Annotated in this window: 25 protein-coding genes, 1 pseudogene and 1 riboswitch; of the genes and pseudogenes, 15 read left to right on the top strand and 11 right to left on the bottom strand. The window is 73.9% G+C overall.

Annotation, left to right across the window (positions count from 1 at the left end; genetic code table 11):
• Nucleotides 1–27: 27 nt before the first annotated feature.
• The 5 genes and pseudogenes from L6241_RS01385 to L6241_RS01365 all read right to left on the bottom strand — a co-directional run bounded on the left by L6241_RS01385 (nt 28) and on the right by L6241_RS01365 (nt 3,819).
• Complete coding sequence (locus L6241_RS01385) at nt 28–717, bottom strand: response regulator (RefSeq protein WP_368244464.1); 690 nt, start codon at nt 715–717, stop codon at nt 28–30.
• Nucleotides 714–1,613 (bottom strand): sensor histidine kinase, encoded by a 900-nt coding sequence (locus L6241_RS01380; protein ID WP_368244463.1) that lies wholly within the window; start codon nt 1,611–1,613, stop codon nt 714–716. The genes L6241_RS01385 and L6241_RS01380 overlap by 4 nt, the downstream gene beginning before the upstream one ends.
• 11 nt (nt 1,614–1,624) lie before the next feature.
• A pseudogene (locus tag L6241_RS01375) lies at nt 1,625–2,332 on the bottom strand (potassium-transporting ATPase subunit KdpA); the annotation flags it as partial.
• Complete coding sequence (locus L6241_RS01370) at nt 2,332–2,421, bottom strand: potassium-transporting ATPase subunit F (protein WP_068275687.1); 90 nt, start codon at nt 2,419–2,421, stop codon at nt 2,332–2,334. The gene L6241_RS01370 and the pseudogene L6241_RS01375, both read right to left, overlap by 1 nt.
• A gap of 255 nt (nt 2,422–2,676) precedes the next feature.
• A complete protein-coding gene (locus tag L6241_RS01365; RefSeq protein ID WP_368244462.1) occupies nt 2,677–3,819 on the bottom strand; it encodes a MalY/PatB family protein in 1,143 nt (380 codons plus the stop codon).
• Nucleotides 3,820–3,860: 41 nt separating this feature from the next.
• Here L6241_RS01365 and L6241_RS01360 point away from each other — a divergent pair, with 41 nt between their 5' ends.
• The 10 genes from L6241_RS01360 (at nt 3,861) to gcvP (ending at nt 12,757) form a co-directional block, all read left to right on the top strand.
• Entirely contained in the window at nt 3,861–4,460 is a 600-nt protein-coding gene (locus L6241_RS01360; protein WP_368244461.1) for a CDP-alcohol phosphatidyltransferase family protein, read from the top strand.
• A gap of 64 nt (nt 4,461–4,524) precedes the next feature.
• Nucleotides 4,525–5,367, top strand: coding sequence for a DUF881 domain-containing protein (locus tag L6241_RS01355; protein ID WP_068276582.1), 843 nt, complete (start codon nt 4,525–4,527; stop codon nt 5,365–5,367).
• Nucleotides 5,364–5,696, top strand: coding sequence for a small basic family protein (locus L6241_RS01350; RefSeq protein ID WP_068275698.1), 333 nt, complete (start codon nt 5,364–5,366; stop codon nt 5,694–5,696). Before L6241_RS01355 ends, L6241_RS01350 begins: the two co-directional genes overlap by 4 nt.
• Nucleotides 5,693–6,532, top strand: coding sequence for a DUF881 domain-containing protein (locus tag L6241_RS01345; protein WP_368244460.1), 840 nt, complete (start codon nt 5,693–5,695; stop codon nt 6,530–6,532). Before L6241_RS01350 ends, L6241_RS01345 begins: the two co-directional genes overlap by 4 nt.
• A gap of 93 nt (nt 6,533–6,625) precedes the next feature.
• Nucleotides 6,626–7,006, top strand: a complete 381-nt coding sequence (gene gcvH / locus L6241_RS01340) for a glycine cleavage system protein GcvH (protein ID WP_068275701.1) — start codon at nt 6,626–6,628, stop codon at nt 7,004–7,006.
• A 91-nt stretch (nt 7,007–7,097) separates the two neighbouring features.
• Complete coding sequence (locus tag L6241_RS01335; protein WP_068275705.1) at nt 7,098–7,547, top strand: FHA domain-containing protein; 450 nt, start codon at nt 7,098–7,100, stop codon at nt 7,545–7,547.
• The gene (locus L6241_RS01330; RefSeq protein ID WP_191563687.1) at nt 7,548–8,255 is read left to right on the top strand and encodes a MerR family transcriptional regulator; all 708 of its coding nucleotides are present in this window, start codon (nt 7,548–7,550) and stop codon (nt 8,253–8,255) included.
• 59 nt (nt 8,256–8,314) lie between these two features.
• The gene (locus tag L6241_RS01325) at nt 8,315–8,845 is read left to right on the top strand and encodes a bifunctional nuclease family protein (RefSeq protein ID WP_368244459.1); all 531 of its coding nucleotides are present in this window, start codon (nt 8,315–8,317) and stop codon (nt 8,843–8,845) included.
• Between the two features lie 168 nt (nt 8,846–9,013).
• Nucleotides 9,014–9,595: a MerR family transcriptional regulator gene (locus L6241_RS01320; RefSeq protein WP_068275716.1), complete on the top strand. Its 582-nt coding sequence runs from the start codon at nt 9,014–9,016 to the stop codon at nt 9,593–9,595.
• 89 nt (nt 9,596–9,684) lie between these two features.
• A riboswitch (glycine riboswitch) is annotated at nt 9,685–9,778 on the top strand.
• A 75-nt stretch (nt 9,779–9,853) separates the two neighbouring features.
• Nucleotides 9,854–12,757: an aminomethyl-transferring glycine dehydrogenase gene (gcvP, locus tag L6241_RS01315; RefSeq protein WP_368244458.1), complete on the top strand. Its 2,904-nt coding sequence runs from the start codon at nt 9,854–9,856 to the stop codon at nt 12,755–12,757.
• 291 nt (nt 12,758–13,048) lie between these two features.
• Here the strand turns inward: gcvP and L6241_RS01310 are convergent, their stop codons facing one another.
• Nucleotides 13,049–16,216: an AAA family ATPase gene (locus L6241_RS01310; protein WP_368244457.1), complete on the bottom strand. Its 3,168-nt coding sequence runs from the start codon at nt 16,214–16,216 to the stop codon at nt 13,049–13,051.
• A complete protein-coding gene (locus L6241_RS01305) occupies nt 16,213–17,385 on the bottom strand; it encodes an exonuclease SbcCD subunit D C-terminal domain-containing protein (protein ID WP_368244456.1) in 1,173 nt (390 codons plus the stop codon). Before L6241_RS01305 ends, L6241_RS01310 begins: the two co-directional genes overlap by 4 nt.
• 175 nt (nt 17,386–17,560) lie before the next feature.
• On the opposite strand from L6241_RS01305, the gene L6241_RS01300 reads away from it, so the two are divergent.
• Nucleotides 17,561–19,042 (top strand): glutamate--cysteine ligase, encoded by a 1,482-nt coding sequence (locus tag L6241_RS01300; protein WP_368245127.1) that lies wholly within the window; start codon nt 17,561–17,563, stop codon nt 19,040–19,042.
• 67 nt (nt 19,043–19,109) lie between these two features.
• Here L6241_RS01300 and L6241_RS01295 read toward each other — a convergent pair whose 3' ends face one another.
• Nucleotides 19,110–19,739 (bottom strand): histidine phosphatase family protein, encoded by a 630-nt coding sequence (locus L6241_RS01295; RefSeq protein WP_368244455.1) that lies wholly within the window; start codon nt 19,737–19,739, stop codon nt 19,110–19,112.
• A 107-nt stretch (nt 19,740–19,846) separates the two neighbouring features.
• Between L6241_RS01295 and L6241_RS01290 the strand changes: the two genes are divergently transcribed.
• The 3 genes from L6241_RS01290 to L6241_RS01280 are packed head-to-tail and all read left to right on the top strand — an operon-like array spanning nt 19,847 to nt 22,023.
• Nucleotides 19,847–20,323, top strand: coding sequence for an OsmC family protein (locus tag L6241_RS01290; protein ID WP_368244454.1), 477 nt, complete (start codon nt 19,847–19,849; stop codon nt 20,321–20,323).
• Nucleotides 20,316–21,362, top strand: coding sequence for an ArsO family NAD(P)H-dependent flavin-containing monooxygenase (locus L6241_RS01285; protein WP_354588040.1), 1,047 nt, complete (start codon nt 20,316–20,318; stop codon nt 21,360–21,362). Before L6241_RS01290 ends, L6241_RS01285 begins: the two co-directional genes overlap by 8 nt.
• A 34-nt stretch (nt 21,363–21,396) precedes the next feature.
• On the top strand, nt 21,397–22,023 hold the full coding sequence (locus L6241_RS01280; protein WP_368244453.1) for an L-threonylcarbamoyladenylate synthase: 627 nt from the start codon (nt 21,397–21,399) through the stop codon (nt 22,021–22,023).
• 95 nt (nt 22,024–22,118) lie between these two features.
• Here the strand turns inward: L6241_RS01280 and L6241_RS01275 are convergent, their stop codons facing one another.
• A complete protein-coding gene (locus tag L6241_RS01275; protein WP_191563680.1) occupies nt 22,119–23,309 on the bottom strand; it encodes a glycine C-acetyltransferase in 1,191 nt (396 codons plus the stop codon).
• 4 nt (nt 23,310–23,313) lie between these two features.
• The gene (gene tdh / locus L6241_RS01270; protein ID WP_368244452.1) at nt 23,314–24,351 is read right to left on the bottom strand and encodes an L-threonine 3-dehydrogenase; all 1,038 of its coding nucleotides are present in this window, start codon (nt 24,349–24,351) and stop codon (nt 23,314–23,316) included.
• 115 nt (nt 24,352–24,466) lie between these two features.
• Between tdh and L6241_RS01265 the strand changes: the two genes are divergently transcribed.
• Entirely contained in the window at nt 24,467–24,922 is a 456-nt protein-coding gene (locus L6241_RS01265) for a DUF4190 domain-containing protein (protein WP_123091790.1), read from the top strand.
• A gap of 4 nt (nt 24,923–24,926) precedes the next feature.
• On the opposite strand, the gene L6241_RS01260 is transcribed toward L6241_RS01265, so the two are convergent.
• The gene (locus tag L6241_RS01260; RefSeq protein WP_368244451.1) at nt 24,927–26,150 is read right to left on the bottom strand and encodes an ATP-binding protein; all 1,224 of its coding nucleotides are present in this window, start codon (nt 26,148–26,150) and stop codon (nt 24,927–24,929) included.
• Nucleotides 26,151–26,320: the final 170 nt, after the last annotated feature.

Here is a 26,320-nt window from a genome sequence, read left to right as displayed (position 1 = left end):
GGCGTCAGGGGGGGCCGGAACCCGTGCTCAGCCGTCGAGCTCGAGGCGGTACCCCATGCCGGCCTCGGTGAGCAGGTGGCGCGGGTGCGCCGGGTCGGGCTCGAGCTTCTTGCGCAGCTGCGAGACGTACAGGCGCAGGTACCCGGTGTCGGCGACGTGCTCGCTGCCCCAGATGCTCGTCAGCAGGGTCTGCCGGGTGACGAGGCGGCCGCGGTTGCGCACGAGGATCTCGAGGACCTGCCACTCGGTGGGGGTGAGGCGGACGTGCTGACGGCCGCCCTCCCCTTCGCGCACGACGCTGCGGGCCGCGAGGTCGACCGTCACCTCGCCGAGGCGCACCGCCGGGGTCTCGGCGGCCTGGGGGACGCGCCGGGTGAGGGCGCGCACCCGGGCGAGCAGCTCGTCGACGGCGAAGGGCTTGGTGACGTAGTCGTCGGCGCCCGCGTCGAGCGCCTCGACCTTGTCGGCCGAGCCGGCCCGGCCGGAGACGACGAGGATCGGGGCCTGCGACCACCCCCGGATGGCATGGATGACCTCGACCCCGTCGAGCCGGGGCATCCCGAGGTCGAGCAGGACGAGATCGGGCTGCTGGTCGACGGCCGCGGCGACCGCCTGGGCGCCGTCGAGCGCGGTGACGACGTCGTACCCCTTCGCCGTGAGGGTGATGCGCAGCGCCCGCAGGATCTGCGGGTCGTCGTCGGCGACGAGGATCTTCACCGGGCCTCCTGCGAGGGGTCGTGGACGGGGAGCGAGACGACCATGGTGAGGCCTCCGCCGGGCGTGTCCTCCGGCGTGAGCCGGCCGTGCATGCCCTCGACGAAGCCGCGCGAGAGCGCCAGACCGAGCCCGAGGCCCGTCGTGTTGTCGGTGTCGCCGAGCCGCTGGAAGGGCAGGAAGACCTCGTCGCGCCGGTCCTGCGCGATGCCCGGGCCGCGGTCGGCGACGCGGATCTCCAGCCGCCCGCCGAAGGTGCTCGTCGACACGAGCACGGGCTCGTCCGGCGGTGAGTGCCGATCCGCGTTGGTGAGGAGGTTGACGACGACCCGCTGGAGGAGCACGGGGTCGGCGAGCACCTCGACCTCGTCGTGGGCCAGGGCGAGGCGCACCTGCGCGGGGCCGAGACCGAGCTCGTCGAGCGCTGGCGCGATCGCCTCGGCCGGGTCGGTGGGCGTTGTCGCGATGGTGAGCACGCCCGAGCTGAGCCGGCTGACGTCGAGCAGGTCGGACATGAGCGCCGACAGCGCGGCCAGGCTCTCCTCGGCGGTGTCGAGCAGCTCGCGGCGGTCCTCCTCGCGCAGGTCCGGCCCTGCTGCCCGCACCCCGCCGACCGCGGCGGTAGCCGCTGCGAGCGGGCGGCGCAGGTCGTGGCTGAGGGCCGACAGCAGGGCGCCGCGGACCCGGTCCGAGGCGGCGATGGGCTCGATCTCGCGGGCGGTCTCGGTGAGGCGCTGGTGCTCGAGGGCCGCGGTGAGCTGGGCGGCGACGACGCCGAGCAGCCGTCGCTCGCTCGCGGCCACCTCGCCGGTGAGCTCGAGGGTCGTGCCCGGCGCGAGGTCGAGGGTGCTCACGGGTGCGGCGCCGGCGAGGTCGACCTCTCCCGCGCTCGCGAGCACCTCCTCGCCCGCGAGGCGTTGTAGTACCCGCCGCCGTTGGTGCCGAGCAGCTTGATCGCCTCCTGCGATGCCACCGGCCCGCCGGGGACCGACTGCGCACCCCCGGTCAGCGTCGTCACGTCGGTGAAGCCCGCGAGGTTCTGCACCACCCCGCCGGCGACGAGGACGAGGGCCCCGACGACGGCCAGCGGGAGCAGCACCCGAAGGCACGAGCGCACGAGGTCGACCCAGAAGTTGCCGACGGTGCTCACCCGGTCGCCGGCCAGGCCGCGCACGAGCGCGACCGCGACCGCCATGCCCGTGGCGGCGGAGACGAAGTTCTGCACGACGAGGCCGAGCAGCTGGATCGTCGGCGACAGCGTCTCTCCCGAGTAGGCCTGCCAGTTCGTGTTCGTCACGAAGGAGATCGCCGTGTTCATCGCGACCGCGGGGTCGAGGGTCGTCGCCCCCTCCGAGAGCGGCAGCCACTGCTGCGAGCGCAGCAGCAGGTGCAGGCCGAGGACCCCGACGAGCGAGAAGGCGAGGACGGCCCGCAGGTAGGCCTGCCAGGTCTGCCCCTGCCGGGGGTCGACGCCGAGGACCCGGTAGACCGCGCGCTCGACGCGCCAGTCGTGCTCGCTCGTGTACGTGCGAGCGAGGTGGTCGCCGACGGGGCGGTGGAGGAGGCCGAGGACCACGACGAGGGTCGCGACGGAGGCGAGGAGGAGCCAGCCCTGCATCAGAAGCGCTCCGGTGCGAGCAGGGCGAGCAGGAGGTAGCCGAGCGCGGCGACCCCGAGCACGACGGCGAGCAGCTCGACGACGATCACAGCCGCTCCACCGCCCGGGCGAGCAGGCCCACGAGGGCGAAGAGGGCGACCGCGGCCGCCAGGTAGATGAGGTCGAGCACCGTGAGGACTCCGATGGCGAAGGGAGACCGCTCGCCGGGGGCGGGCGGGCGCCGGTCGGGCGCACCTGCGATGCAACGCCTGCGGGCCGCCCCTGCGCGCCCGTCCTCACGACATCCATACGGCCCGGGGCGATGGACCCCGGGCCGTGCTCACGGCCTGCTCACACCACCGGCGTCAGCCCGCGGACGCGGCAGCCCGCCCCATCCGCTCGACCGCCTCGACGAGGACCTCGGGGGAGGTGGCGAGGTTGAGCCGCACGTGGTCGGCGCCGCCCCGCCCGAAGTCGCGGCCGCGGTTGAGCGCCACCCGGCCCTGCTCGAGGAAGACCCCCGAGGGGTCAGGCCAGCCCAGCGCCGAGCAGTCGAGCCACGCGAGGTAGGTCGCCTCCATCGGGCGCCACGTGACCTGCGGGAGGTGCTGCGCGAGGAGGTCGCCGAGCAGCGCGCGGTTGGCGTCGAGGTCGTCGACGAGCGCGCCGAGCCAGTCCTGGCCGTCGTCGAGGGCGGCGACGTGGGCGAGGACGGCGACGTGGCTGGCCTGGTAGCCCGCCGAGGCCGGTAGCCGGCGCAGGACGTCGCGCACGTCGTCCCCCGCGACGAGGACGGCCGCCTTGTACCCGGCGAGGTTCCACCCCTTCGCCGCCGAGGTGACGACGAGGGCCCGGGAGCCGCCCGGCGCCGCGAGGACGGAGGTGAAGCCGGCGCCCGGCAGCACGAGGGGCGCGTGGATCTCGTCGCTCACGACGTGGCCGTCGTGCTCGGCGGCGAGGGCGAGGAGGGCCTCGAGCTCGGCGGGGGAGTGCACGACGCCCGTCGGGTTGTGGGGGTTCGACAGGAGCACGCTCGAGCCGGGCCCGCCCTCGACGAGCGCGGCGCGCACCGTCTCGAGGTCGAGCCGGCCGTCCGCGTCGAGCGGCGCCTCGACGCGACCGGCGCCGACGTCGCCGACGACGCTGTGGAAGGGCGGGTAGACCGGGGTGGTGATGACGACCGCGGCGCCAGGCGCGGTGACCGCCCGCAGCGCGTGCGCCACACCGGTCATGACGTCGGCGACGAGCTGCGACGCGCCCGGGTCGACGGCGACCCCGAAGGAGCGGTCGTACCACCGCGCCACCGCCTCGGGGTAGGCCGGGCCCCACGGGTAGCCGTGGTCGCCGGTCTCGGCGACCCGGGCGAGCGCCCGCACGACCGCGGGTGCCGGCATGACGTCCATCTCGGCGACCCACAGCGGCAGCACGTCGGGGTCGTAGGCGCGCCACTTCGCCGAGGTCCGGGCGCGCAGGGTGCGAAGGGGGACGTCGAGGACGGATCGGGCCATGCCTGCACTGTGCCAGCCGGGGCACCGCCTACCCTGGCCAGGTGACGACCGATCCCAGCCCGAGCGCCGCCACCCGCGGCAGCGACGTCTGGACCCTCCCCAACGCCCTGTCGGCGATGCGGCTCGTCGGCGTCCCGATCTTCTTGTGGGCGATCCTCACCCGGCACGACGGCATCGCCCTCGCGACGCTCATGCTCTCGGGGATCACCGACTACCTCGACGGCAAGATCGCGCGGCACTTCGACCTCACGTCTCGCCTCGGCGCCGTCCTCGACCCCGTGGCCGACCGGCTCTACATCTTCACGACGGTGCTCGGTCTGGCCTACCGCGACATCATCCCGTGGTGGCTCGTCGCGATCCTCGTCGGTCGCGACCTCGTCCTCGCCCTCGCCGTCATCGGCGTGCGCGACGAGGCCGCCCGCGGCCTGTCGGTGCACTTCGTCGGCAAGGCGGCGACCTTCAACCTCCTCTACGCCTTCCCGCTGCTGCTCCTCGCGGTCGGCGATGGCACGCTCGCGCAGCTCGCCCGGCCGGTGGGCTGGGCCTTCGCGTGGTGGGGCGTCGGCCTCTACCTCGTCTCTGCGGCCGTCTACCTCCTCGAGGTCTGGACGCTCGCGTCGAGGAGGTCCCGTGCCGCCTAGGACCCCCCGCGCCCCGCGCACGCCGCCGCCGGGCCCCGAGGGCTCGCGTCGCCCGGACGCCTCGATGACGCTCATCACCTCGATGCTCGAGCGCCCGCTCGACCCCGGGTACCAGGCCGCGGCGGACGCGCGCGCTGCCGAGGGGCTGCCGCCGAGCACCGGCTGGCGCACCCCGGTCCTCGTCGTCTACCTGCTCATCATCGGTCTCGTCGTCGGCATCGCCGCCGCCGACCTGCGCTCGCGCGAGACGACGCGCACGCAGACCCGCGCCGAGCTCGTCGAGCGCATCCAGGCCCGCCAGGAGGTCGTCGACGAGCGCACCCGCACGGCCCGCGCGCTGCAGGCGGAGGTCGACGCCGCGACCACCTCCGTCGACCCCGACCTCGTCCAGCAGCGCACCGCCCAGGTCGAGCGGCTGCGGGTCGCCGACGGCGGCGTCGCGGTGACCGGCCCCGGGCTGCGCGTCGTCGTCGACGACGCCGAGGGGACCGGTGCCGACGGCGACGGCGACGCCCGCTCGCAGACCTCCGACGACGGCCGGGTGCAGAGCCGCGACCTCCAGGTCCTCGTCAACGCGCTGTGGGCCTCGGGCGCCGAGGCCGTCGCGGTCAACGGCCAGCGCCTCACGAGCCGCTCGGCGATCCGCTTCGCCGGCGACGCGATCCTCGTCAACTTCCGCCCGCTGACCCGGCCGTACACGATCGAGGCCGTCGGCGACCCCCAGGCGATGCAGTCCCGCTTCGCCGCGGGACCCGGCGGGGCCTACCTCACCGGTCTGCAGCAGAACTTCGGCATCGCCACGAGCAGCGGCACCGTCGACTCGATGACCCTGCCGAGCGTCGTGTCGACGACGCTGCGCAACGCCCGGCCCGCCACCGGCGGGCAGTCCACGAAGGAGACCCCATGATCCCCGCCCTCGGGCTCGTCGCCGGGCTGGTCATCGGGCTGGTGCTGCAGCCCGACGTCCCCCTCGGCCTGCAGCCCTACCTGCCCATCGCCGTCATCGCGGCGCTCGACGCCGTCTTCGGCGCGGTGCGCGCGACCCTCGACGGCATCTTCAACGACAAGGTCTTCGTCGTCTCCTTCCTCTCCAACGTCGTCGTCGCGGCCTTCATCGTCTTCCTCGGCGACCAGCTCGGCGTCGGCTCCCAGCTCTCCACCGGCGTCGTCGTCGTCCTCGGCGTGCGGATCTTCTCCAACGTCGCCTCGATCCGCCGGCACCTCTTCAGCGCATGAGCGAGCGCCCCGGAGACGTCGAGCCCGACGAGCCGCAGGAGCCCGCCGTGGAGGAGGCACCCGTGGAGGAGGCCGCCGCGCAGGAGCCCGCCGAGCCGCAGGAGCAGACCCGCAGCCCGTGGCGTCGCGTCTACCTCATGGCGCGCCCCCGGCCGACCCGGGCCAACCTCCTCGCGCTGCTGCTCGCCGCCCTGCTCGGCTTCGCCATCGCCACCCAGGTCAGCGAGACCCAGGAGCAGGGGCTCGAGGACCTGCGCCAGGACGAGCTCGTGCGGATCCTCGACGACGTCTCGCAGAACGGCGAGCGTCTCGACACCGAGATCGCCGAGCTCGAGTCCAGCCGTGACCAGCTGCGCAGCGAAGGGGGGTCCGTCGAGGCCGTCCGCAGCGCCCAGGAGCGGCTCGACGCCCTGGGCATCCTCGCCGGCACCGTCCCCGCGACCGGCCCGGGCGTCACCGTGACGCTCGACGGCGACGGTGACGCGATCTCGGCGACGGTCCTGCTCGACGCGATGCAGGAGCTGCGCGACGCGGGCGCCGAGGCGATGCAGGTCGACGACGTGCGGCTCGTCGCGGGCAGCTACTTCACCGACACCGACGGCTCGATCCAGGCCGACGGGCAGACCCTGACCCGTCCGTACACCTTCACCGTCATCGGCGACGCGCAGACGCTCAGCTCGGCGATGGAGATCCCCGGCGGCATCACCGAGTCGGTGCGCGGGCGCGGGGGGCAGGTCACCGTCACCGAGCAGGACGAGGTGTCCGTCGACGCGTTGCACCGTGTTTCGAGCCCTCGTTACGCTCGCCCCGTCCCCGAGCCCTCGGCCTCCCGGTAGGGTCACGGCACGAGCGGCCCGCCGCGTCAGCGCCACCGGACGACGACCAGCCCCGCACACGAGCACGCCCCACCACGAGCACCGAGGAGAGCCATGAGCGAGTACCCCGACGACCTGCGCTACACCACCGACCACGAGTGGGTGCGCGAGACCGCCGAGGGCGTGCGCATCGGCATCACCGGCTACGCCCAGGAGGCCCTCGGCGACGTCGTCTTCGTCAGCCTGCCGACGGTCGGCGACGAGGTGAGCAAGGGCGACTCGTGCGGCGAGGTCGAGTCCACGAAGTCGGTCTCCGACCTCTACGCCCCGCTCACGGGCACCGTGACCGCCGTCAACGAGGCGCTCGAGGGCACCCCCGAGCTCGTCAACTCCGACCCCTACGGCGACGGGTGGATGTACGAGATCACCCTCGGCGACGGCGCCGACACCAGCGAGCTCATGGACGCCGAGGCGTACCAGCAGCAGCTCGGCTGAGCCCGCACCCCCTTCGCCCGGGCGACCGACCGCACCCGCGGTCGGTCGTCTAGGCTGACCCCACGCAACGAGCAGCCAAGGAGGACTCTCGATGACCGGCTCCGACGAGCAGGTGCCCCAGCACCGTCAGGACCCCGTCACCCAGCAGTTCACGGGTGTCGACGCGGTCGCGCCCGAGGCGCACGACCAGGTCGACCACCTGCTGAGCCGCGAGGAGCAGGCGACGGTCGAGGCGCTGCGCGCCGGCACGGCGCTGCTCATCGTGCTGCGCGGCCCCAACACGGGGGCCCGCTTCCTCCTCGACGACGCCGAGGTCACCTCCGGCCGTGGTCCGAGCAGCGACATCTTCCTCGACGACGTCACCGTCTCGCGCAAGCACGCGGTCTTCAGCCGCGGCGAGCAGGGCTTCTCGGTGCGCGACGTCGGCTCGCTCAACGGCACGTACGTCAACCGCGAGCGGATCGACGACGCGCTGCTGCGCACGGGTGACGAGGTCCAGATCGGCAAGTTCCGGCTCGTCTTCTACGCCGGCACCGCGTAGGTGACGTCCGGCCGCACCGTCGGGATCGGGGCGGTCCTCGCGGCGCTGGGCGAGACCTTCCCCGACATCTCGATCTCGAAGATCCGCTACCTCGAGGCGCAGGGGCTCATCACCCCCCAGCGCACGCCGAAGGGCTCGCGCCGCTACAGCGACGCCGACGTCGAGCGGCTGCGCTTCGTCCTCTCCGCGCAGCGCGACCGCTTCTGGCCCCTCAAGGTGATCCGTGAGCACCTCGACGCGCTCGACCGTGGCCTCGTCGTCGACGAGGCCACCGGGCAGGCCCGGGCCGCGGCGCCGCCGGCGGGGGAGCGCACCGACCCCGACGTCCTCGCGCCGCGCGCCCCCCTTCGCCTCACGGCGTCCGAGCTCGCCGAGGCGGCCGGCATCGACGGGTCGACGCTGCGCGACCTCGTGAGCTACGGCCTCGTGCGCCCGGCCGGGGAGCACCACGGGCAGGACGACCTCGACGTCGCGCGCGCCGCCGCCGTCCTCGTCGCCGCGGGCATCGAGGTGCGTCACCTGCGCCCCTTCCGCACCGCCGCCGAGCGCGAGGTCGGCCTCGTCGAGCACGTGCGCGCCCAGCGCTCGGTGCATGGGCGCGGTCCGGTCGAGCCCGACCCCGGCGCGCAGGCGCGGACCGTCGCGGCCGCGTGCCTCGACCTGCACACGGCGCTCGTCCGCGCGCAGCTGCAGCACCTCGACGACTGATCGAGGTCACCCCGTCGCCCACCCCGCGCGGTCACAGGTCGGCGGACTACGGTGGTCTCGTGATTGCACTCGATGTCCTCGGCGTCAGGGTCGAGATGCCGACCTCCCAGCCCATCGTCCTGCTCCGCGAGCGCGACGGCTCGCGCTACCTGCCGATCTGGATCGGCGCCGCCGAGGCGACGTCGATCGCCTACGCGCAGGAGGGCGTCGAGCCCCCGCGCCCGCTGACGCACGACCTGCTCGTCGACGTCGTCGAGGCGGTCGGGCGCCGGATCACCTCCGTCGAGATCGTCACCCTCGACGAGGGGGTCTTCTACGCCAACCTCGTCCTCGACGACGGCACCCGGGTCGACTCGCGCTCCTCCGACGCGATCGCCGTCGCGCTGCGCTGCGGCGCCGACGTCCTCGCGACCGAGGAGCTCGTCGCCCAGGCCGGGGTCGAGTCCTCGGAGGAGGAGGACGAGGTCGAGCGCTTCAAGGAGTTCCTCGAGGACATCAGCCCCGAGGACTTCGAGACGCCCGCCGGCGAGGGCGAGGGCGACGGGGGAGCCGACGCCGGGCCTGGCGCCGGTCCCCAGCCCGGGCGCTGAGGCCCGCGGCGGTCCTCGCCGACACCGTTTCGTGACCGACACGCCCGGGTGCGGGGACGGCTCGGTCGTTGACCCCCTCCCGGGCCCGCCGTACCGTGGACGAGTCGCACCACAGCGGTGTGATTCCCTCGGCGGGCCCGCAGGGGCCCGTCACGCGCAGGAGGCACGGTGGACAGCACGTCCCAGGACGACAAGCCGCAGCCCTCCGTGCGCGCGCAGGGCGTCCTCTTCGACGACGACCTGCCGGACCTCAGCGAGGACATCGGCTACCGCGGCCCGGCGGCGTGCAAGGCCGCCGGCATCACCTACCGCCAGCTCGACTACTGGGCCCGCACCGGGCTCGTCGAGCCCTCCGTGCGCGGGGCGCACGGCTCGGGCAGCCAGCGGCTCTACGGCTTCCGCGACATCCTCGTGCTCAAGGTCGTCAAGCGCCTGCTCGACACCGGTGTCTCGCTCCAGCAGATCCGGGTCGCCATCCAGCACCTGCGCGAGCGCGGGGTCGAGGACCTCGCTCAGATCACCCTCATGAGCGACGGGGCGAGCGTGTACGAGTGCACCTCCGCCGACGAGGTCATCGACCTCGTCCAGGGCGGTCAGGGCGTCTTCGGCATCGCCGTCGGCCGGGTGTGGCGCGAGGTCGAGGGCTCGCTCATGGAGCTGCCCTCCGAGCGCTACGACGACGTGACCGGCGAGCTCGCCGAGGTCGCCGGTGACGAGCTCGGCGCGCGCCGCCGCGCGAAGCTCGCCTGACCGGCTCGCCCGTGACCCGGGCCGGGAGCCCGCCCGTCCGCGGGGGATCTCCTGCCTCGTCGCACCGCTGGTAGTCTGCGAGGCGCTGCTCACCCCGCGGGGGAGAGTCCCCGTCCACGTCGACGGGGCGCCGAAGGGGCAAACTCCCCGGAACCTCTCAGGCGCCAGGACCCCGCGGATCAGGCACCTCTGGAAGCGCCGTGCGCGTGACAGATGGGGAGGCTGACCTGCCGTGCCTGACCACCGAGGGAGCCTTCGATGAGCGCACCGTCCCTGCCCGATTTCGCCGCCCGTCACATCGGACCGCGTGAGAGCGACGTCGCGGAGATGCTCTCCGTCGTCGGGCGCCCGAGTCTCGACGCCCTGTGCGACGCCGCCGTGCCGGGGGCCATCCGGATGACCGGTGCCCTCGCCGTCGAGGCCGCGACGAGCGAGCTCGCCGTCCTCGAGGAGCTGCGCGAGCTCGCCGGGCGCAACCAGGTCCTCACCTCGATGATCGGCCTGGGCTACTACGGCACGATCACCCCGCCGGTCATCCAGCGCAACGTCCTCGAGAGCCCGGCCTGGTACACGGCGTACACGCCCTACCAGCCCGAGATCTCGCAGGGTCGGCTCGAGGCGCTGCTCAACTTCCAGACGATGGTGAGCGACCTCACCGCGCTCAGCGTCTCCGGCGCGTCCTTGCTCGACGAGGCCACGGCGGCGGCCGAGGCGATGACGCTCATGCGTCGCACGAGCAAGGCTCCCGACGGGGCCGTCGTCGTCCTCGACGAGGCGCTCTTCCCCCAGACCCGCGCGGTCATCGAGACCCGCGCCCGGCCGCTCGGGATCGCCGTCGCCGTCGCCGACCTCACCCAGGTGAGCACCGCGCAGGAGCTGCGTGCCGCCGCGGGTGACCGCGACGTCTTCGGCGTCGTCGTCCAGTACCCCGCGACCGACGGCCTCATCCACGACTGGAGCGCCCTGGCCACGGCCGCGCACGACGCCGGCGCCCTCGTCACCGCTGCCGCCGACCTGCTCGCCCTCACCCTGCTCACGCCTCCGGGGGAGTGGGGCGCCGATGTCGCCGTCGGCACCACGCAGCGCTTCGGCGTCCCCATGGCCTTCGGCGGCCCGCACGCCGGCTACATGGCGGTGCGCACCGGTCTCGAGCGCTCGCTGCCGGGTCGCCTCGTCGGCGTCTCCGTCGACTCCGCCGGCGCCCAGGCCTACCGCCTCGCCCTGCAGACCCGCGAGCAGCACATCCGCCGCGACCGCGCGACGAGCAACATCTGCACCGCGCAGGTCCTCCTCGCCGTCATGGCCTCGATGTACGCCGTCTACCACGGCCCCGACGGGCTGCGCCGGATCGCCGGACGTGTCCACGCGACCGCCCGTGATCTCGCCGAGCAGCTCGCCGCGCGCGGTGCCGAGGTCGCGGAGGGTCACTGGTTCGACACCCTGCGCGTCAGCGTGCCGGGTCGCGCCGACGACGTCGTCGCCGCCGCCGTCGAGGCCGGGGTCAACATCTGGCGTCACGACGCCGACACCGTCCTCGTGAGCGTCGACGAGACGACCGACCCGGGCGAGGTCGCCGCCGTCGCGTCCGCCTTCGGGCAGGGCTCGACCGACGGCCAGGAGGGTGTTGTCGACAGCTCGACGACCGCGCCGGCCGAGCCGAGCTGGCCCGAGGCGCTCGTGCGCACGAGCGAGTACCTCACCCACCCGGTCTTCCACGCCCACCGCAGCGAGACCGCGATGCTGCGCTACCTGCGCCGGCTCAGCGACCGCGACTTCGCGCTCGACCGCGGCATGATCCCGCTCGGCTCGTGCACGATGAAGCTCAACGCGACGACCGAGATGGCCGCGATCACCTGGCCCGAGTTCGCCGGGCTTCACCCCTTCGCCCCGGACGACCAGACCGAGGGCATCCGTGACCTCGTCGCCCAGCTGAGCGACTGGCTGTGCGAGATCACCGGCTACGACGCCGTCTCGCTGCAGCCCAACGCCGGCTCGCAGGGCGAGCTCGCCGGTCTGCTCGCCATCCGCGGGTACCACGACGCGCGCGGTGACCACGAGCGCACGATCTGCCTCATCCCCTCGAGCGCGCACGGCACGAACGCCGCCTCCGCGGTCATGGCGGGCATGAAGGTCGTCGTCGTCAAGACCGACAGCATCACCGGCAACGTCGACATGGACGACCTCAAGCACAAGATCGTCGAGCACGAGGAGCGTCTCGCCGCGATCATGGTCACCTACCCCTCGACTCACGGGGTGTACGAGGACACGATCAGCGACCTGTGCGCGATGGTCCACGACGCGGGTGGTCAGGTCTACGTCGACGGCGCGAATCTCAACGCGCTCGTCGGGCTGGCCCAGCCGGGCCGTTTCGGCGCCGACGTCAGCCACCTCAACCTCCACAAGACCTTCTGCATCCCTCACGGCGGCGGTGGTCCCGGTGTCGGCCCGGTGTCGGTGCGCGAGCACCTCGCCCCGCACCTGCCCAACCACCCGCTCGCTCCGGCGGCGGGCCCCGAGTCGGGTGTCGGCCCGGTGAGCGCCGCGCCGTACGGCTCGGCGGGCATCCTGCCGATCTCGTGGGCGTACGTGCGGCTCATGGGCGGTGCGGGTCTGGCCCGGGCCACCCAGGTCGCCGTGCTCAACGCCAACTACGTCGCCGCGCGGCTGCGCGACCACTACCCGGTGCTCTACTCCGGGCACGACGGGATCGTCGCGCACGAGTGCATCCTCGACCTGCGCCAGCTGACGAAGGACACCGGTGTCAGCGTCGACGACGTCGCCAAGCGGCTCATCGACTACGGCTTCCACGCCCCGACGATGTCCTTCCCCGTCGCCGGAACGCTCATGGTCGAGCCGACCGAGAGCGAGGACAAGGGCGAGATCGACCGCTTCTGCGACGCGATGATCGCCATCCGCCGCGAGATCGACGAGGCGGTCGCCGGTGACGGCGTCGAGTCCAGCGTGCTGCGCCACGCCCCGCACACGTCCGCGACGCTCGTCGGCGAGTGGGACCGCTCCTACGACCGCGCCTCCGCCGTCTTCCCGGGCGACGTCGAGTCGGCCGACAAGTACTGGCCCCCGGTCGGTCGCATCGACGGCGCCTACGGCGACCGCAACCTCGTGTGCTCCTGCCCCTCGCCCGAGGAGCTCGCCGCCCTCTAGCCCCTTCGTCTCACCTGCCCCGAGTTTCTCGGGTCACCCGATAAACCCCGGCTTCGCATGAGCAAGAAACTCGTGCGGAGCCGGGGTTTGTCGTGCTGAGTGGCCGTCGTGAGCCTGCGGGGTCCGGCGAAGGGGGACCAGGGCGAAGGGGCAACGGGCGCGCGCGGCGGAGCGGACGGCTCCTCCTGGATCGAGACGGGCGAAGGGGAAGCCGCGCGCCCGGAGGGTGGTCGCCCACCCTCCGGCCGCTCCAGTCAGCGGCCCCTCGTGCACTGGTCGACGACGCGCAGGTCAGGCCGCGTCGGCGTCCTCGACGACGGAGACGCTCGACCCGTCGACCCGGCGGGTGACGGTGAGCTGGGTGGGGATGCGGTGGCGCATGTCCGCGACGTGCGAGATGACACCGACGGCCCGGCCGCCGGCGCGCAGCTCGTCGAGGACGGCCATGACCTCCTCGAGCGCGTCGTCGTCGAGCGAGCCGAAGCCCTCGTCGACGAAGAGCGTCTCGAGCTCGCTGCCACCGGACTCCTCGCGCACGGCGTCGGCGGTGCCGAGCGCGAGGGCGAGGGACACCATGAAGGTCTCGCCCCCGGACAGGGTCGTCGCCGCGCGCGTCTCGCCGCTCCACCGGTCGTGGACGAGGAGCCCGAGGCCACCGCGCCGACGGCGGTCGCCGCCGCGCCCGTGGTCGACGGCGAGCTCGTAGCGGCCGGTGACCATCGCGTCGAGGCGCTCGTTGGCGATGGAGACGATGCGCTCGAGGCGGGCGGCCAGGACGTACGTCGTCAGCGAGACGCCGTCGGGGTTGTGCGGGCCGCGACCTGAGGCCAGGTCGGCGACGCTCGTCACGAGGTCGCGCCGCGAGGCCAGGTCGCCCGATGCCTGCGCGAGGCCGCGCGCACGCCGGGCGGCGGAGCGCAGCGCGCCGACCACCTGGGAGAGCTCGGCGGTGCGGTGCGTCGCCTCGGTCCACCGGGACCGGGCGTGCTGGGCCTGCTCGTCGAGGGCCTCGACGTCGGGCCGGGCAGAGGCGAGGGCGGCCACGACCTCGGGCTCGTCGAGGACGGCGCGGGCCGCGGCGAGACGCGAGGCGTAGGAGACGACGGCCCGCTCGAGCCCCGCCACCTGCTCCGCCTGGAGGAGATGGCTGTGAGCCTCGTCGACGTCCGTCAGGCCCTCGGCCTCGAGCGCTCTCGCGAGCTCCGCGGCCGCGCTCTCGTGACGCCCCGTCGCGGCGTCGTGCGCGTCGAGTGCCGACAGCAGGCGCTCGCCCGCCCGCAGGTGGCACTCGTGCTCCTGCGCGACCTGCACGGCCGCGCGGACCGTGGTCTCGACCCGGTGGACGAGCAGGTCGTCCAGGACGAGGTCACCGGCTCGCTCGGCGGCGGCGTCCACCCCGCTCGAGGAGCCCGCCGGCGACACCGCACCGCACCGGCACCCCGCGGCATGGGCCGCGAGCGAGGAGACGACCTCGTCGTGAGAGGCGACGAGGGCGGCCAGTGCGGTGTCGTGACGGGTGGTCGCGGCGGTGAGGGCCTGGACGAGACGGTCCTCCTCGCCCGCGAGACGCTCCAGGCGCGTGACGAGGCCGGTGACGGCGCGGCCCAGCCGCTCGGCCTCGCGGGCCTGCTCGGAGCACGCTCGGGCGGCCGCCTCGGTCTGCTCGAGATCGACGGCGATCTCGTCGTCCTCGCGCACCTCGTCACCGAGCGTGGCGACGAGTGTCGCGATCTCGACCTCGACCTCGGTCTGGCGCCCCTGCGCCTCGGCGAGGGCGTCGGCGGCCTGCGTGCTCGCGGCGAGCGCGCGCTGGACGGTGACCGGCTCGACGAGGTCTCCGGTCGAGGCCGGGGCCGGGTGAGTCGTCGAGCCGCAGACGGCGCACGGCGCGTCCTCGACAAGCGACGCGGCGAGCTCGCCCGCCATGCCGTCGAGCCGGGCCTGGAAGAGGTCGAGGTAGCGCTGCCGGGCGTCCTGCGCCCGGTCGCGCGCGTCGCGGACCGCGTCCGCCGCGGCAGGCAGCGCACGCCCCCGCACGTCGTCGAGGCGCCGCCGCACGTCGAGCGCGCGACGCAGCCGAGCCGCCCGGGTCGTGATGGTCTCGAGCTCGGCGGCAGCAGCAGCGGCCGCGTCCCAGGCCTGCCGGGCCGCCTCGAGCTCGGCGCGCAGCGCGTCTCGTGCCGGGGCGACCGCCGCCAGGTCGGCGGCAGCACGATCCCGCTCGTCGACCAGCCCCGGCTGACGCTCCAGCCGTCCGACGAGCGACCGGGCCTCGTGCTGGGCGTTCGCGACGTCGGCCGAGGCGCCGGCGACGTCGGCGACCCAGCCGTCGAGGTCGTCGCGGGCCGTCGGGGCGAGCGGGGGCAGCGCCGCGCGCGCGGTGCTGGTCTGCTCGTGCGCCCGGCGCAGGTCCTCCTGAGCCCGGGTCAGCGCCGGTAGGGCCCCGAGAGCACGACGGGCCGCCGCGGAGCGCGCGAGCGACCGGGACGCGGCGTCGTGCTCGTGGGCGCGGGCGAGCAGCTCGTCGCGGGTCACGGCGGCCTGGGTGCCGCGGTCGTGGCTGGCGGCCTGCTGGTGGGCCAGGCGGGCCTGGTGCTCGTGCCGCCGCAGCGCGGCCTCGGCGAGCTCGACCGCTGCCGCGGACTCGACGTGCTCGCCCTCGGCGGCCTCGTGCGTGCGGGCGAGGAGGTCGGCGAGCCCCGCGGCGTCGAGCTGCGAGAGCGTCCCGTCGGAGGCCGCGGCGCCGGCGGGCTCGGGGTGGTCGGCCCCGGCCCCCACGGCCGGCTCGTCGCCGCCACCGGACCCGCTCGCGAGCAGGGGGACGGCCTCCTCGCGCAGCCGGTCGAGGTCGCGGGCCGCGTCGCGGTCGACCTGCTCGACGCGGCGCCGCTCCTCGAGGAGCCAGTCCTGCACGCCGGCGTAGGTCTCGACGTCGAAGAGCCGACGCAGCAGGTCGCCGCGGTCGTCGCTGCTCGCGTGGAGGAAGGAGGCGAAGTCGCCCTGGGGGAGCACGACGACGCGGTGGAACTGCTCGCGGGTCATCCCGAGCGCGTCCTCCATGACGCGGCCGGCCTCGTCGAGGCGCTGCGTGAGCGTCGTCCACCGCCCGCCGAGGTGCTCGTCGAGGACGATCGCGGCCTGGACCGGCGTCTTGCGGCCCGGCCGCTCGAAGGCGGGCCTCCGGGTGATTCGCAGCCGCCGCCCGGAGAGGGTGACCTCGAGGAGCACCTCGGGCGGGGTGCTCGGGTCGGCGTGCTGGCTGTGCAGGGCCTTCGCCCCGCGCACCCCCGGCAGCTGACCGAAGAGCGCGAAGGAGATGGCGTCGAGCAGGCTCGTCTTGCCCGACCCGGTCGGCCCGGTGATGAGGAAGAGCCCGGTCTGGCCGAGCGCGTCGAAGTCGACGACCTGCCGCAAGGCGAAGGGGCCGAAGGCCTCGACCTCGAGACGGTGCAGCCTCACGCGACGCCCCGCTCACGGGTCGTCGCGCTGCCCTCGTCGTCGTGCGCCCGCTGCACGGCCTCGACGGCCTCGCGCAGGAGCGCGCGCTCGTCGTCGCCGACGGTGCCGCCGGGGCGCACGTCGGCGACGAAGTCGGTGCACACCTCGACCGCGGCCCGACCGGCCACCTGGCTGGGGCGCCGGTGCTCGCGCACGACGCCGCCCCGGGGGTCGAGGACGAGCGAGAGGGTGTGCGGGAAGCGGGTGCGCAGCTGCTCCATCGCCCGTCGCGGGGCGAGGGTGTCGGTGAGGGTGGCCTGCACCCACGCGTCCCGCGCGTCCTCGAGCGCCGGGTCGGCGAGGAGGTCCTCGAGGTCGCCGCGCAGGGTGGCCAGGTGTCGGGTCACCGGGGCCGCGACCCGCTCGACGTGCGCCGTGCCGGTCTCGTCGACCTCGACGAGCAGCGAGCACTTCGTGTGCCCCGCCTCGGAGAAGGACATGGCGACGGGAGACCCGCTGTACCAGGCCCGCTCGCCGACCTGCTGCGCCCCATGGAGGTGGCCGAGGGCGACGTAGGAGACCCCGTCGAAGACCGAGGTCGGCACGGCCGAGACACCGCCGCAGGCGATGTCTCGCTCGGAGTCGCTGCTCGCCCCGCCCACGGCGAAGCAGTGCGCGGCGACGACGGTGCGCGGTCCTCGGGTCGCCGCGTCCGCGCGCACCCGGTCCATCGCGGCGGAGATGACGGCGGCGTGGCTGCGGGTGCTCACCTCGAGGGCGTCGGTGACGCTCACCGATGCGGGGTCGAGGTAGGGCAGCGCGTAGATCGCGCCGTCGCCGACGAGCACCGGCCGGGCGAGGTCGTCGACGCTCGTGCGGATGTGGACCCCGGCGTGCTCGAGCAGCCCGGACCCGAAGCCCAGCCGGCGTGCCGAGTCGTGGTTGCCGGGGGAGAGGACCACCTGGGTCCCCACCGCCTGCAGCCGGTGGAGCACGTCGGAGAGCAGCTCGACCGCGTCGGGGGCGGGGATGGCCCGGTCGTAGACGTCGCCGGCGACGACGACCGCGTCGACGCGCTCGGAGCGGGCCGTCTCGACGAGGTGGTCGAGGTAGGCGGCCTGCGCGTCGAGCAGCCGGACGCCGTGGAAGGCGCGTCCGAGGTGCCAGTCGGAGGTGTGGATCAGCCGCATGGCACGACCGTACGAGCCCGCGCCGACAACGCCCCGGACCTCGTGGGGCGTGCCGCCGCCGAGCTGGCACGAGCGGCCCCGACCGACCCCCGCGCTCGCCCGTCGTGGCGCGGGTCTGACGTCTAGCCTGGGCACCCAGGTCGCGACCGCGGCGGACCGACCCCAGGAGGCCGGAGTGGGCAAGGAAGTATCGGCGCAGAGCTACTCGCGAGAGGAGCGTCAGCGCTACCGGGAGAAGGTCCACCAGGACCTCGACGTCTTCGAGCGGATGCTCGCGCAGTCGAGCTTCGAGGCCGAGCGGCCCCTCACCGGGCTCGAGATCGAGCTCAACCTCCTCGACGAGGCGGCCGATCCCGCCTTCGCCAACGCCGAGGTCCTCGCCGCCATCGACGACCCCGGCTACCAGACCGAGCTCGCGCAGTACAACATCGAGCTCAACGTCGCCCCCCGCCCGCTGCCCGGCGACGCCGCCCTCGCCCTCGAGCAGGACCTGCGCGCCTCTCTCGACGCCGCCGACGAGCGCGCGCGGGCGGTCGGCGCGCGCATCGTGCCCATCGGGATCCTGCCGACGATCCGCCCGGAGCACTTCCAGGGCGAGTGGATCAGCCGCAACAACCGCTACACCGCGCTCAACGACTCGATCTTCGAGGCGCGCGGCGAGGACATCGTCATCGACATCGAGGGGCCGACGGGGGAGCGGCTGGAGACCTTCGCCGACTCCATCGCACCCGAGTCGGCGTGCACCTCGGTCCAGCTGCACCTCCAGGTGAGCCCCTCCGACTTCGCCGACCACTGGAACGCCGCGCAGGCGGTGAGCGCCCCCCAGGTCGCGCTCGCCGCGAACTCGCCCTTCTTCTTCGGCCGCCGGCTGCACGCGGAGACCCGCATCGAGCTCTTCGCGCAGGCCACGGACACGCGCCCCGTCGAGCTGAAGAACCAGGGCGTTCGCCCGCGCGTCTTCTTCGGCGAGCGCTGGATCACCTCGATCTTCGACCTCTTCGAGGAGAACGTGCGCTACTTCCCCGCGCTGCTCGCGGAGTCGACCGACGAGGACCCCGTGGCCGTCCTCGAGGAGCACGGCACCCCCGCCCTCACCGAGCTCAACCTCCACAACGGCACCGTCTACCGGTGGAACCGCCCGATCTACGACATCGCCGACGGCAAGCCCCACGTGCGGGTCGAGAACCGCGTCCTGCCGGCGGGCCCGACGATCGTCGACGTCATGGCCAACGCCGCCTTCTACTACGGGCTCGTGCGCACGCTGGCCACCGAGGAGCGTCCCGTGTGGACCCGGCTGTCCTTCGCGGCGGCGCGGGCCAACTTCGAGGCCGCGGCGCGCGGCGGCATGGACGCCCGGCTCTACTGGCCGGGCCAGGGGGAGGTCGGGGTCGACGAGCTCACCCTGCGCCACCTGCTGCCGGTCGCGGCCCGTGGGCTCGAGGACTGGGGCGTCTCACCGGCGGTGAGCGACCGCTACCTCTCCGTCATCGAGGGACGCTGCACGACGGGCCAGAACGGCGCCGTGTGGCAGACCGAGGCGGTCCGCCGGCTCGAGGAGCGCGGGGCCGACCGGGCGAGCGCCCTGTCGCAGATGCTCGAGCTGTACGTCGAGCACATGCACACCAACGAGCCGGTGCACACCTGGCCGCTGCCGTAGCGGCCCCGCCGCTGGTGGTGAGACCCACGACCGGCGAAGGGGGCGAAGGGGTGCCGGGCGAAGGGGGTCAGACGAGGGCGTCGAGACCGGTGGCGGGCACGTTCCACGCGACGACCGACGCGTCCCCGCGGTAGCGGCCGAGCAGGCTGAGCGAGCCGGGGGAGAGCTCGAGCTGGGCGGCCAGGCGGGGCGAGTGCCCGAGCCAGACCGCGGTAAGGATGCGCAGGGCGTGCCCGTGCCCGACGAGGCAGACGTCGGCCGGGGCCGCGTGCTCGCCCTCGAGCACCGGCCGCACCCGGGCGAGGACGCGCGAGGCGCGCGCGGCGACCTCCTCGACGGTCTCGCCGGGGGTCTGCCCCGGCGGCACGCCGTCGAAGACGGTCCACCGACCCCCTTCGTCCTCTCGGACCTGCTCGGTCGTGCGGCCCTCGGCCCCGCCGTAGTCCCACTCGCGCAGGTCCGGGTCGACCTCGGGCGTGAGACCCGCGAGCTCGGCCGTGCGCAGCGCCCGCCCGAGGTCGGAGGACAGGACGACAGCGAGGTCGAGGCGGGCGAGGTACGGGCGAAGGGAGGCCGCGTCGGCCTCGCCCTCGGGCAGCAGCGGCAGGTCGGTGAGCCCGGTGTGCCGCCCGTCGCGGCTCCACTGCGTCTGGCCGTGACGGACGAGGACGAGGCGGCCGTGGCCGTGGGAGGTCATGACGCCACCGTAGGACGATCCCAGCCCTGGTCACCGGGTGGCGTGGGCGACCCGCTCTGACGAAGATGGGACGCGCACCCCGATCTCCCCTCGACCCCAGGAGCGCGATGAGCCAGCAGGACGACGCCGAGACGACCGGCGGGACCGGACCGGGGCATCGTGAGGTCTCGCTGTCTCGCACCGGGCTGGGGCGCTACGAGGCGCGCAACGCGCGTGGCGGCAGCATCGCTCTGGGCAACGGCGAGGACGACGACTTCACGCCCGTCGAGCTGCTCCTCGCGGCCATCGCCGGGTGCAGCGCCGTCGACGTCGACCACATCACGAGCCGCCGGGCCGAGCCCGAGCACTTCGAGGTCGTCGCGAGCGGCACGAAGACCTCGACGCCGCAGGACGGCAACCACATGGTCGACCTCGACGTCACCTTCACCCTGCACTTCCCGGCGGGCGAGGACGGCGACCGGGCCCGCGAGATGCTGCCGCGTGCCGTCGCCCAGTCGCGCGACCGGCTGTGCACGGTCTCCCGCACCGTCCAGCGCGGGACGCCGATCCGCATGCAGGAGCAGGCGCCGGAGACGGATGGCTGACCGCGCCGACGTCGTCGTCGTCGGCGGGGGCCAGGCCGGGCTGGCCACGAGCTACTGGCTGCGCCGGCACGGCGTCGACCACGTCGTGCTCGACGAGCAGGAGGAGCCCGGTGGCGCGTGGCGGCGCACGTGGCCCTCGCTGCGCCTCTTCTCCCCGTCGGGCTACTCCTCGTTGCCCGGCTGGATGATGCCCGAGCACCCCGACGCCTTCCCGCCCGTCGACCACGTCCTCGCCTACCTCGCCGCCTACGAGGAGCGCTACGACGTGCCCGTCCGCCGGGGCGTCCACGTGAGCGACGTGCGGGCCGACGACGACGGCCTCGACGTCGTCACCGGCGAGGGGAGCGTGCGCGCCCGGTACGTCGTGAGCGCGACGGGGACGTGGCGGGCCCCCTTCGTCCCACTCGTCGAGGGGGCCACCTGCTTCGAGGGCACGCAGGTGCACTCCGCCCACTACCGCGGGCCCGAGCCCTTCGTGGGGCAGCAGGTCGCCGTCGTCGGCGGCGGCAACTCCGGCGTGCAGATCACCGCCGACCTGCTCGGGCACGCCGACCGCGTGCACCTCGCCTCCCTCGGTCGGCTGCGCTTCCTGCCCGACGACGTCGACGGGCGCTACCTCTTCGAGCGGGCGAGCGCCCGGATCACCGGTGACGCCCGCGACCTCGAGTCCGAGCTCGCGGGGACGATCGTCGCGATGCCCAGCGTGCGCGAGGCCCGGGCGAAGGGGGCGCTGCGCCTGCGGGCGATGTTCGACCGGATGGACGCGACCGGGGCGGTCATCGGGCGCGAGCACGTCGACCTCGACGCGGTCGTGTGGGCGACCGGCTTCCGCCCGGCGCTGCGGCACCTGCGCTCCCTGCGCCTGCGCACCCGCGACGGCATCCCCGTCGTCGACGGGGCCCGCTCGGTCACGGACCCGCGGGTGGCCTTCGTCGGCTACGGCGACTGGACCGGCCCGGCGTCGGCGACCCTCATCGGCGTGGGGCGGCCCGCCCGTGCCCTCGCGACGACGCTCGCGCAGGAGCTGGCCCGCGACTGATCCGGTGGCGCCCCGTGCGTCCTACCCTGGCCCCATGGCCACCTTCGTCGAAGTGCACCCGGACAACCCCCAGCCGCGCACGATCGGTCAGGTCGTCGCGCGCATCCGCGAGGGCGCCCTCGTCGCATTCCCCACCGACTCCGGCTACGCGCTCGGCGGGCGGCTCGACGACCAGAGCGTCAAGGACCGGATCCGTGACATCCGGCGGCTCGACGACAAGCACCACTACACGCTGCTGTGCCGCGACTTCGCCCAGCTCGGCCAGCTCGTCCACGTCGACAACCACGTCTTCCGCACCGTGCGGGCGACGACGCCCGGGCCGTACACCTTCATCCTCCCGGCGACGAAGGAGGTGCCCCGACGCCTGCTCCACGCGAAGAAGAAGACGGTCGGCGTGCGCATCCCCGACAACCCGGTCGTCCAGGCGCTGCTCGCCGAGCTCGGCGAGCCGATGCTCTCGAGCACCCTGCTCCTGCCCGGTCAGGAGGAGACCCCGGTCTTCGGGTGGGACGTCAAGGAGGAGCTCGACCACGCCGTCGACGTCGTCATCGACGCTGGCGAGGTGAGCACCGCCCCGACGACGGTCGTCGACTACAGCTCGGGCACCGCCGAGATCGCCCGTCAGGGCGCCGGTGACGCACACCCCTTCGTCGAGGGCTGACCGGGACGCCCCTTCGGGAAACAAGCTTCGACCTCGGGAAGGAAAGGTTCCTTCCCGAGGTCGAGCTTTCCCGCCCTGGGCGGGAAAATGGGGAGTCAGGCGGCGGTGACGTCCTCGCGGGCCTGGACGAAGGCGGCGACGCACGCCCGCACGTCGTCCTCGCTGTGCGCGGCGGAGAGCTGGACGCGGATGCGGGCCTGCCCCTTCGGCACGACGGGGTAGGAGAAGGCGATGACGTAGATGCCGAGCTCGAGCATGCGGTCGGCGACCAGGCCGGCCTGGCGCGCGCCGTCCTCGCCCGGGAACATCACCGGGACGATGGCGTGCTCGCCGGGCAGCAGCTCGAAGCCCGCCTCGCCCATGAGCGCGCGGAAGAGCTCGGCGTTGCGGCGCAGCACCTGACGCGGCTCGTCGGAGTCGCGCGCGATCTCCAGCGCCCGCAGCGAGCCGGCGACGACGGCCGGCGCGACGGCGTTCGAGAAGAGGTAGGGCCGGGCGCGCTGCTTGAGCAGGTCGACGACGCCCTGACGGGCCGCGACGTAGCCGCCGCTGCCGCCGCCGAGCGCCTTGCCGAGCGTGCCGGTCATGATGTCGACGCGGTCCATGACGCCGCACGCCTCGTGCGAGCCGCGGCCGCCCTCGCCGACGAAGCCGGTGGCATGCGAGTCGTCGACCATGACGAGCGCGCCGAACTCGTCGGCGAGGTCGCAGATCTGCTCCAGCGGGGCGAGGTAGCCGTCCATGGAGAAGGCGCCGTCGGTGACGACGAGGACGCGGCGGGCCCCCTTCGCCTCCTCGAGCTGGGTGCGCAGGTCGGCCATGTCGCGGTTGGCGTAGCGGCGGCGCTGGGCCTTGCTCAGGCGCACGCCGTCGATGATCGACGCGTGGTTGAGCGCGTCGGAGATGATGACGTCCTCGGGCCCGAGCAGCACCTCGAAGATGCCGCCGTTCGCGTCGAAGCACGACGGGAAGAGGATCGCGTCCTGCGTGCCGACGAAGTCGGCGATCGCCCGCTCGAGCTCGCGGTGCCCGGTCTGCGTGCCGCAGATGAAGCGCACGCTCGCCATGCCGAAACCGGACTCGTCGAGGGCCCGGTGGGCGGCGGCGACGATCTCGGGGTGGTTGGCCAGGCCGAGGTAGTTGTTGGCGCAGAAGTTCAGCGCCTCGCCCCGCGAGGTCGCGATGTGCGCCGACTGGGCGGTCGTGATGAGCCGCTCGTGCTTGGTGAGCCCGGCGGCCTCGATCTCGGCGAGCTCGGCGGCCAGGTCGTCCTCGATGGTGTACATGCGATCAGCTCCAGTCCATGACGACCTTGCCGCACCGGCCCGATCGGGCGGTGTCGAAGGCCGTCTGCCATTCGGTGGCGGGGTAGCGGTGGGTGATGACGGAGGTGACCGCATCACGAAGGGGGCGAGACGTCGAGAGCATCGCGCTCATGGCGTACCAGGTGTCGTACATCTCGCGGCCGTAGATGCCCTTGATGGTGATCATGTGGGTGATGACCTTGCCCCAGTCGACGGGGTAGGGCTCGCCGGGCAGACCGAGCATCGCGATCCGCCCGCCGTGGTTCATGTGGTCGATCATCGACGCCACGGCCGGGGGAGCGCCGCTCATCTCGAGCCCGACGTCGAAACCCTCGCGCATCCCGAGGTCGCGCATCACCTGGCTGAGGTCGGTCTGGGCCGGGTTGACGCAGATGTCGGCGCCGGCGGCACGGGCGAGCTCGAGACGCTCGTCGGAGAGGTCGGTGACCGCGATGTAGCGGGCGCCGACGTGCCGGGCGATGGCCACCGACATCACACCGATGGGTCCGGCGCCGGTGACGACGACGTCCTCACCGGCGAGCGGGAAGGACAAGGTCGTGTGGGTCGCGTTGCCCAGCGGGTCGAAGACCGCGGCGAGGTCGGGGTCGAAGTCCTCGGGCTGGACCCAGACGTTGGTCGCCGGGATGACGACGTAGTCGGCGAAGGCGCCGTCGCGGTTGACCCCGACGCTCGAGGTGTTGATGCACAGGTGACGCCGGCCGGCCCGGCAGCTGCGGCAGCGGCCGCACACGACGTGGCCCTCGCCCGAGACGAGCGCCCCGACCTCGACGTCGGTGACGTCGGAGCCGACCTCGGCGACGACGCCGCTGAACTCGTGGCCGAGGACGAGGGGGGTCGTGACCGTCGAGGCGGCCCAGCGGTCCCAGTCGTGCAGGTGCAGGTCGGTGCCGCACAGACCGGCGCGCAGCACGCGGATCTTGACGTCGCGCGGCCCGGGCGTCGGCTCGGGCACGTCGACCAGCTCCAGACCTGGTCCGGGACGGGTCTTGACCAGCGCACGCATCGTCGATCTCCTGACGGGTCGGGGGAGGTCTCCGCGTCGAGACCGAGGTCACGGTAGCGCGGCCGGGGGAGATCTCCCCATCGTCGCCCTGACGGCCCCCGCGTAGGGTGCGGGCATGACGCAGGAGAGCAGGGGCGACGACGTCGAGCAGGGGCCGGTCACCGGTCCGGCGGGGGCCGGCACCACGACCGAGATCCCCGCGTCCGGGAGCACTCAGCCGGCACCGCAGCAGCAGGTGCCGGGTGCCGCGGCCGGCCCGTGGGCGCCGCACCCCTTCCCGCAGATGGCGCAGATGCCGCCCGACCACCCCCAGGCGGTGACGATCCTCGTGCTCGGCATCGTCGGCATCATGGGGGTGTGGGTCACCTCGCCGATCGCGTGGTACCTCGGCAACCAGGCCCTGCGCGAGATCGACGCCAGCCCGGGGCGCTACGGCCACCGCGACTTCGTCTCGATCGGGCGCATCCTCGGCATCGTCGGCACGGTGCTCCTCGGCGTCGGCGTCGCCGTCGTCGCGATCTTCGTCCTCTTCTACGTCGGGCTCTTCGCCGCGATGGTCGCCGGGTCCTGACCCGTCACGTCGAGGGGCGGCTGGCGTCGCCCGTCGCCGTCGTCGCCCGCAGGTACTCGGCGAAGCCGGGCATCGTGAAGCGGAGCCGGCCGTGCCCGGCGGGCTCGACGATGCCCTTGTCGATGAGCCGCTCGCGGGGCATGCCGAGCGACTGGGTCGAGCGGCCCATGCCCGCCGCGATCTCGGCGCGGGTCACGCTCGCGCTGCCCGCGTGCGCCATGACGGTCAGCAGGTGCTGCTCGAGCGGGGTGGCCGCACCCCACCGGGCGGCGAACATGGCGTCGAGCTGCGCCTCGACGAGGGGGAGCCCGGCGCGGACGTCGGCGACCCCGAGCCGGTCGCCGGCCACCGGCGAGGCGATCTGCCAGGTCGCGTGGGCGAGCACCTGCAGCAGGTAGGGGAAGCCCTGGGCGCGCTCGACGACCTCCGTGAGCGCCGGGCCGGTCCAGCCGACGCCGAGCTCCTCGGCGGGCTCGCCCACCGCCTGGGCCGCGGCCTCGGGCGCGAGCGGCGGCAGGGTGACGAAGGTGCTGCGCTCGGCGAAGGTGGCCGCCCGGGTGAGGACGGAGACGCTCGAGGGGAGGCCGGCGCAGACGAGGGCGAAGGGGGAGTCCTCCCGCCCGCCCGTGAGGTTCTGCATCGCGTTGAGCAGGACCGCGAGGTCGGTCCGGCTCGGGGCGTGGAGCTCGTCGACGAGCACGAGCAGGCCGGACCCGCCGCGCTCGCGCACCCGGGTCGCCGTGCCGTGCAGGAGGTCCTCGAGAGCCGAGACCCGGGCGCCCGTCTCGGCGCCGTCCCCCTCGTCGGGGGCGGTCCGGGCGGAGACCTTGACCCCGGTCGGGACGCCGATCTCGACGGCGATCTCGTCGAGGCGCAGGGAGCGGCGATCCCCCTTCGCCACGACGTCCGCCGCCCGCAGGGCGTAGTCGACCCGGCTGACGAGGTCGGGCAGGAAGGGGGCGCCGTGATGGCAGGAGACCCACGCGGTGAGGAACCCGTGCTCGTCGGCGTCGCGCTGCGCCTCGCGCAGCAAGGAGGTCTTGCCGACGCCGCGCGGGCCGAGGAAGACGAAGGGCGGGCCGCCGGTCTCGCCGTAGGCGCTCACCCGGCTGAGGACACCGCGGATGCGGTGCTGCTGGTCCTCGCGTCCGGCGAGGACGCGGGGCAGCTCACCGGGCGTGTACGGGTTGCGCATCGTCGCGTCCTCTCGTGACACCTTGTTACACATCGACCAGATGTCATCGACTGTAGGGGAGGGGTACGACACCCCCGCTGCTTTGCCCCGCTGAGGGCGCGCCTGGTTTAATGTGCAACCACGAGGGGAGTACTTCCCAGCGTGTCGCCGGTCATTCCGCGGGGTCCATGCCCCGCCCGGTGCACGGCCCGGCGTCGGGCGAA

This window comes from Janibacter sp. Y6 (genome assembly GCF_040900765.1).
Classification (GTDB): Bacteria; Actinomycetota; Actinomycetes; order Actinomycetales; family Dermatophilaceae; genus Marihabitans; species Marihabitans melonis.
The sequence above is the reverse complement of the archived record's forward strand: the minus strand, read 5'-3'. Positions and strand labels throughout refer to the sequence as shown.